Here is a 6541-nt window from a genome sequence, read left to right on the forward strand (position 1 = left end):
CCCCCACAGCTACTGCCATGACCTCACACCCGACCACGCCGAGCAACTCCACTACGATCGGACGCGCATCCTCAGTCCGGAGGAGGCACTCACACAGTGAGCCCTCCGGAAATGCCGGGACGGATCATACGTCGCGGCGGTGTTGGACCCGCCAAACCCCGCTCCGTGAGGACAAGCATCCCGCGAGCGGGCTGCAGGACTTTGTAAATAGATAGCGCAGCAATACGTTTCGCGGACGGTGGTTGTGTAGTGCCTCAGCCTCAGTGTGTCCTTTGATGTTCGCTTTAGCTGAGGCTGAGTTGTCGTGGAGTCTGACCCCAAGGTGGAGTCCATGGCTGGGCAGCGCGGGGTTGGTGGCCATGTGGAGGGTGCGACCGGACGATGAGCAAGCAATTACCATCCGATCCCTGCGAGGTCTTCGACGGTGGATTCGCGTGGTGCCGCGAGTCATGGGCGGACCGCGACGATCCAATGCAACCAGTCGGTTGACAACCGGTCGATAGTTGATGCACGCTTATTCAATCGACGGGTTGGAGACCAGGGTGACTGATCAGTTATCGCGAGTGTTGTCGGCGTTGAGTGATCCGATCCGCCGCGACATGATCGCGCGGCTAGCGGTGTCTGATGCCACCGTCAGCCAGCTCGCCGAACCGTTTACGGTCAGCATGCAGGCGGTGTCGAAACATCTCAAAGTCCTCGAGGACGCTGGGGTGGTCACCCGAAGTCGGGTGGCGCAAACCCGCCCGGCGCATTTGGAGGCGAAGGTTTTCGATCTGATGACCAAGTGGATCGATAGATTCAGCCGCCAAGCTGAAGAACGCTACGAGCGCCTCGACGATGTGCTGGCGCAGATGAATGAGTCCACCCATCCGAAACGAGAGGACTCCGCGTCATGAACACCCTGCACGAGGTTGACGTCGAAGCCGATACGGAGGTCCCGATCATCCGAATTCGCCGCGAGTTCTCGGCCACACCTGCGCAATTGATGACAGCACACACAGATCCGACACTGTTCGCCCGCTGGGTCGGGCCCGACAATATGAAGATCGAAATACTGGAATGGGATGCCCGCAATGGGGGTTGTTGGCGTTATACCGCGCGTGGTGACGACGAGTATCGATTCCGCGGGTGCTTCCACACCATCGCCGAGCACGAGATCGTGCAGACGTTCACCTTCGAGGGCTTGCCTGACGATGTGTCACTGCAGACGTTGCGGTTTGAGGACCTCGGCGAGGGCCGTACCCGCCTTCATGTCCAATCGCTGGTCGACAGCTTCTCGGGTAGAGACGCGTGGCTGGCATCGGGAATGAAGACCGGACTGACCCAGGGCTACGCCAAACTCGACAAGATCCTTGGAGAACTATGAACAAGCAAAAACACCTCGCTGAGCTCAACCCCGCCGACCGCCACCGTGCTGTGGCCACCGAATTCACTGAACAGGTTGCAGCCGTCTCAGATTGGCAGGCTCCGACTCCCGTGGATGGCTGGGTCACCCGCGATATCGTCGATCACCTGATCACCTGGTTCACCGAATTCCTCAGCGCCGGCGGGCAGGAGCTACCGCCCGGACCTGACGTGGGAGCAGACCCATCCGCGGCGTGGCAGGCCCACGTCGGCGCAGTGCAATCCCTTCTCGACGACTCGCCCCCAGACACCGAATTCAGCCATCCGATGGTGGGCGCACACCGCCTCGCCGATGCAATCGATCAGTTCTACACCGCCGACGTATTCATGCACACCTGGGACCTTGTGGCCGCAAACGGGCACACGCCCGAGCTCGATGGCGGATACGCTGCTCAACTGCTCGAGGGCATGTCCGGAATCGAAGACCTGATGCGGTTATCCGGCCAATTCGGTCCGGCCTTCCACGTACCCGACGACGCCGACCCGGTAACGCGGTTGGTCGGGTTTATCGGCAGAGACCCCAAATGGAGTCCAGCGCCGTCTCGGTCGCCTCGATAGCCCATCCGCGGGACTTGATCGAGATCAAACTTTTCGTCCACCACTCGGTAAGGAATTCTGTTATGCACATGCGTCTTGAACTCGTTCCACTGCCTTCATCAGATGTCGAGCGCACGAAAAGCTTCTACGTCGACCAGATGGGGTTCACCCTCGACCACGACGTCCGACCCGGCAATGGAATGCGCGTCGTTCAGCTCACTCCCCCAGGATCGGCGTGTTCCATCGTGATTGGTGTCGGAATCAGCGACCCTGACGCTCCGCGCGTGCAAGGCCTACACCTCGTCGTCGACGACATCGACGCCGCGCGTTCACAGCTGGCGGATAACAGCGTCGACGTGTCCGACGTCACCGACATGGGCGGCATCAAATACGCCTACTTCAGCGACCCCGATGGCAACACATGGGCGTTGCAGCAAATGAATCGCTGAGTCCCCCGTCGGTGGTGACGATTACAGTTGTGCCGGACTATAAGGGAGAGCAACTGGTGGCTGAACCGGATGCAGTAATGGCCCGTATCGGGGCAGGGATAGCGCTGCGCGAACAGGGCGAGCGCGGTGCGGCACGCGATCTGTTCACCCAGGTGTGGGGTGAGATCGGTGGCGAAGCCGGTGACCCGTTCCACTGTTGTGCGCTGGCGCATTCGATGGCTGACGTGCAGGAGGACGTGCACGAGGAGTTGGCGTGGGACCTGCAGGCACTCACCGCGGCGGATCTATTGACCAACGAACGCGTGGCCCGTGGCGGTGTGGATGGTTCGGTCGCCGGCTTCTATCCTTCGCTGCACCTCAACCTCGGCGAGTGTTACCGCAAACTCGGCGAGATCGACAAAGCGCGTGAACATCTCGACCACGGCCGGGCGTCGATCGACGCACTCAACAACGACGGTTACGGACAGATGATCACCGGTGGGTTGGATCGCCTTGCAGACAGGCTGGGGTGAGCGGGCGCCAATCCACCTAACGGCCAACGGATCCCTGGGTCACCCGCGCCACGCCGATCAGCAGTCGGGTTGCCTACTTCTATTTTCGCGGCGTGTCTGCGTCTATTCAGCGTCTGGTCTCGTACCTCGTCGCGAGCACGCCGGGGTATCCAACGTACAGATCACCACCGCACGAAAAACTAATCAGCCAGTGACACAACACACCAGGAGAGTCGCGAGGTGGAGCCAGATCAAACCGGGCAGATTCCAGTGAACGTCGCAACAAGATGTAGTTGAGACTAGTGGTGTGACGGGGTTGCCGGAGATTGATGTGGCGCGGGTGCAACGGTGCTGTCGGGCCCGGGAGCCGGATACGTTCCGTAATGAGGTTCGTGTGGAGGCCGACGTCGGCGACCGGCGTCTGACAATTGTGGAGTGTCGGCCGCCGTGGCAGCCTGATTTCGGGCCGGAGTGGTCGCGGTTCCCGATCGCCCGGTTGCGTTATACGAAGTCGAACGTTCACTGGAATTCGCCCCGTCCTATCGGGGCCATTTCACCCTGTCACAGCCACCCGCGCGGCGGTTGACCGCCAAGATTCCATGCGGCCCTCGAATACTCAACGGTCGCCCCCTACGAGGCGATTCATCGCACACTTCGGAACACGCCCTCGGATGTCGGGGCCGCGTTCGTGGGTCCATCATGGTTCCACCCGACTCGCACGTCGCCAGGGCCTTCCTCCCGGTTGGCAATCCAGATACGGGGATGGGACTTTCAGCCCTGGGTCGCTGCCCAGTCGGCGACGCGTTGCGCGGACTCTTCCTCGGAGAGGTCTTCGATTCGGCTCATCACTGACCAGCGCACTCCGAAGGGATCACGCAGGCTCGCGAATCGGTCGCCTGAGACGAAGTTCATGAGAGGCTCGCGGACGACGGCCCCGGCGGCCTCTGCCCGCGCGACGACCGCGTCGACGTCTTTGACGTACAGGCCTAGCGAGTAGCACGCGCCGTCACCGCTTTCGCCGTGTGGTGGGGGGAGCAGACCGTAGGCCGGGTTGGGCTCGCCGAGCTGCAACATACCGTCGCCGAGGTCGAGCACAGCATGGGCTACCACTCCGCCCATCTCGGTAATGTCGACCACGCGGGCACCAAAAACGTCCCGGTAAAACGCGATAGCTTCCCGCGCGTTCTGCACTGCCAAGAACGGTGTCAGCGCGGACACCCCGTGCGGCTTACCATCGGTGGCGTATGTACCGGATACACCAAAGTTGCTGTCGGTCTGGCCTTCTCTGTCGCTGGTCATGGCTACGACACTAGGCCTGCCGCGCCCGGCCTGGCTTGAAGATTCGCGTCACCCCTCCATTCGTCCGTTTCGCGCGGTGATGGGTCGTAGGCTCTCGCCTATGGACGGTGACCCGACGTCGCGAGACAGTCAGCAGTGCGCCGGGCGTGGCCGGGGTGTGCTGTACCCCGCGCGGTTGCCGACGTTTCGCAGGGTCAGCTCGCCGCCGGCAGTGGCCGACCTGGTTCGGTGGTTCTGGATACCGGAGTGGGATCTGCCCGACGGTCGGGCCTCTCGCCAGCACCTGATTGCCTTTCCTGCGTTGAACCTCGTCGTTGAGCGCGGGGACCTCGCACCGCCCGACATGGTCGGGTTATCCGGGCCGACAACACGAGCCTCGTATCGCGACCTCACCGGCCGTGGGTGGGCCGTCGGTGCTCTGCTGCGGCCCGCTGCGGTGCCCCTGTTCACCAAAGACCCGCTGGCGCTGGTCGATCAGTACCTCGCCCTCGCCCTGCCTGAACTGCGCAATCCGGTGGTGAAAGCCATGTGTGGTCAGGGCCCGGCGCAGCAACGCCATAGCCGATCGGTCGACGCGTTCACGACCTGGCTGGCCGATCGCGGCCCAGCGCCCGACGAGGAGGCGTTGCTGGCTAACCGACTCGCCGACGTCATCGACCTAGACCGCGAGGTCCTGCGGGTGCAGGACGCGGCTGTGCAGGTGGGAGTTTCGGTGCGGACCGTCCAGCGGCTGGCACGTCGCTACCTCGGCGTTTCGGTGGGCGCGCTGATCCGGCGTCGTCGACTGCAGGAAGCCGCTGAACGGCTCCGGTTCGACGCGACACTCGACATTGCAACCCTCGCGGCAGAACTCGACTATAGCGATCACGCCCACCTGACCCGTGACTTCCGCACCACCCTCGGCATTACGCCTAGCCGTTATCGCGGCGACGCGGCTGGCTGAGTGTTGGAGCCCCGGTGCGCCTTTGCCGAAGTATCCATTGAGCTGTACGCACCCGACTGACACCTCCTCGACATCACAGCGCGGTGTCCGTCATTCCCCAGCGTCCGAGCGCGACGATAGCCTCGCGCAAGGCGAACCCGCGATCGGTCAACGCATAGGCCCGGGTGTTGTGCCGCAGGGGTAGGCGGGTCAGCACGCCAGCCGCTTCGAGCTCGCGTAGCCGGGTCGCGAGCATATTCGTCGGTACTCCGAGGTCGCGTTGCAGATCTCCGTAGCGCTGCGGCCCGTCGAGCAGCCGCTCCACGATCAGTAGGGCCCACCGCGCTCCGATGACGTTGAGGGCCGCGGCGAGGTCGCTCACATGACCGGATCGACGTCCGGCTTCATCCAGAACGGCGAGTAGTGATACCCGTCGGGATCGTCGAACTGACGTTGGTACATGAAGGGGTAGTCGTCGGTGTCACCGATCCGCCCGCCGGCCGCGCCGGCACGCTCGACGAGCTCGTCGACCGCCTCGCGGCTGCCGAGGTCGAACGAGACAGTGACTTTCGAGGGGGTGTGTGGTCCACCGACCAGCTCCTCGACGCCGCCGACGCTCGCATACATCTCACGGCTGCCAAGCATGACGTACTGCTCGGGAGCGATCGCGAAGCACGACACGTTGTGATCGGACATCTCGGCGTTGAGAGTCCAGCCGAGGCTGGCATAGAAGGCGGTCGCGCGTTCGACGTTCTCGACTGGGCATGTGATGAAAAGGCTCATGCCGCTCATACTTGCAAAATACAAGTGCGTCGTCAAGGTTCATGCACCCCGTTTCCAGCTCAGCGTCAGCGAGGAGGCGGGCTATCTGGCCGTTCTGCTCGCTGAGGCCGTGGAGCTCCTGGCCGGATCAGTGGCCAACCCCGTGTAGAACACCGCCATTCACACCACTTTGCCGTTGACACGGTTAGCGCTCAGCAGCTGCCTCAGATATCTTTCTGATCCGTCCCGGTGTTTCCGGAGGGTTCGTCTCAGGGAAAGATGAAACCTCATGGCAGCAGGATCGAAGCGGTACTCGGCGGAATTGAAGAAGGACGCCGTGGACATGGTGGCCCGGTTGGTGGCGCAGGGCGATACCGAGTGGGCGGCGATGCGCAAGACCGCGGATTTGCTCGGCGTGGGTGCCGCTGAGACCGTTCGCCAGTGGGTTCGGAAGGTGCCCGTCGACGGCCCCGGCGGCACTGTCGAGTTACGCGCCGACGCCGAGGTCATCCGGAAGTTGCGTCAGGAGAACGCCGAACTCAAACGGGCCAACGGGATATTGAAGGCGGCGTCCTTAAATTCAACCTGTCAACGCAACAAGCTCCCCGGCAAGGCACTCTGCGGGTGACCTGAATCCAAGGCACTTTCGTGGACGGTTGTTCAGTTTGGCTGCAATA

At 62.7% G+C, this 6541-nt stretch carries 11 protein-coding genes and 1 pseudogene; 9 read left to right on the forward strand and 3 right to left on the reverse strand.

The window, feature by feature from the left end; genetic code table 11:
* Nucleotides 1-542: 542 nt before the first annotated feature.
* The 6 genes from QMK32_RS24885 (at nucleotide 543) to QMK32_RS25500 (ending at nucleotide 3467) form a co-directional block, all read left to right on the forward strand.
* Nucleotides 543-896 carry an ArsR/SmtB family transcription factor gene (locus QMK32_RS24885; protein WP_283478251.1) on the forward strand — a complete coding sequence of 118 codons (354 nt, stop codon included), beginning with the start codon at nucleotides 543-545 and terminating at the stop codon, nucleotides 894-896.
* Entirely contained in the window at nucleotides 893-1366 is a 474-nt protein-coding gene (locus QMK32_RS24890; RefSeq protein ID WP_283478241.1) for an SRPBCC domain-containing protein, read from the forward strand. Before QMK32_RS24885 ends, QMK32_RS24890 begins: the two co-directional genes overlap by 4 nt.
* Nucleotides 1363-1962, forward strand: a complete 600-nt coding sequence (locus tag QMK32_RS24895; RefSeq protein ID WP_283478242.1) for a DinB family protein — start codon at nucleotides 1363-1365, stop codon at nucleotides 1960-1962. Before QMK32_RS24890 ends, QMK32_RS24895 begins: the two co-directional genes overlap by 4 nt.
* Nucleotides 1963-2024: 62 nt before the next feature.
* Nucleotides 2025-2390, forward strand: a complete 366-nt coding sequence (locus QMK32_RS24900; RefSeq protein ID WP_283478243.1) for a VOC family protein — start codon at nucleotides 2025-2027, stop codon at nucleotides 2388-2390.
* 56 nt (nucleotides 2391-2446) lie between these two features.
* The gene (locus tag QMK32_RS24905; protein WP_283478244.1) at nucleotides 2447-2902 is read left to right on the forward strand and encodes a tetratricopeptide repeat protein; all 456 of its coding nucleotides are present in this window, start codon (nucleotides 2447-2449) and stop codon (nucleotides 2900-2902) included.
* Nucleotides 2903-3212: 310 nt separating this feature from the next.
* A complete protein-coding gene (locus tag QMK32_RS25500) occupies nucleotides 3213-3467 on the forward strand; it encodes a DUF3024 domain-containing protein (RefSeq protein ID WP_502943765.1) in 255 nt (84 codons plus the stop codon).
* A 185-nt stretch (nucleotides 3468-3652) separates the two neighbouring features.
* Here the strand turns inward: QMK32_RS25500 and QMK32_RS24910 are convergent, their stop codons facing one another.
* A complete protein-coding gene (locus QMK32_RS24910) occupies nucleotides 3653-4180 on the reverse strand; it encodes a VOC family protein (protein ID WP_283478246.1) in 528 nt (175 codons plus the stop codon).
* Between the two features lie 100 nt (nucleotides 4181-4280).
* Here QMK32_RS24910 and QMK32_RS24915 point away from each other — a divergent pair, with 100 nt between their 5' ends.
* Nucleotides 4281-5123: an AraC family transcriptional regulator gene (locus QMK32_RS24915; protein ID WP_283478247.1), complete on the forward strand. Its 843-nt coding sequence runs from the start codon at nucleotides 4281-4283 to the stop codon at nucleotides 5121-5123.
* A 73-nt stretch (nucleotides 5124-5196) separates the two neighbouring features.
* On the opposite strand, the gene QMK32_RS24920 is transcribed toward QMK32_RS24915, so the two are convergent.
* Both QMK32_RS24920 and QMK32_RS24925 read right to left on the reverse strand, forming a co-directional pair.
* Nucleotides 5197-5484, reverse strand: a complete 288-nt coding sequence (locus QMK32_RS24920; protein ID WP_283478248.1) for a winged helix-turn-helix transcriptional regulator — start codon at nucleotides 5482-5484, stop codon at nucleotides 5197-5199.
* Nucleotides 5481-5885 carry a VOC family protein gene (locus tag QMK32_RS24925; RefSeq protein ID WP_283478249.1) on the reverse strand — a complete coding sequence of 135 codons (405 nt, stop codon included), beginning with the start codon at nucleotides 5883-5885 and terminating at the stop codon, nucleotides 5481-5483. The genes QMK32_RS24920 and QMK32_RS24925 overlap by 4 nt, the downstream gene beginning before the upstream one ends.
* Here QMK32_RS24925 and QMK32_RS24930 point away from each other — a divergent pair.
* A complete protein-coding gene (locus QMK32_RS24930; RefSeq protein ID WP_283478250.1) occupies nucleotides 5884-6033 on the forward strand; it encodes a hypothetical protein in 150 nt (49 codons plus the stop codon). The two genes, QMK32_RS24925 and QMK32_RS24930, sit on opposite strands and share 2 nt — an antisense overlap.
* A gap of 219 nt (nucleotides 6034-6252) precedes the next feature.
* Nucleotides 6253-6441, forward strand: a pseudogene (locus QMK32_RS24935) (IS3-like element IS987 family transposase); the annotation flags it as partial.
* Between the last annotated feature and the right edge of the window lie 100 nt (nucleotides 6442-6541).

It is taken from the genome of Rhodococcus sp. H29-C3, assembly GCF_030063405.1.
In the GTDB taxonomy this organism is placed as follows: Bacteria; Actinomycetota; Actinomycetes; order Mycobacteriales; family Mycobacteriaceae; genus Rhodococcoides.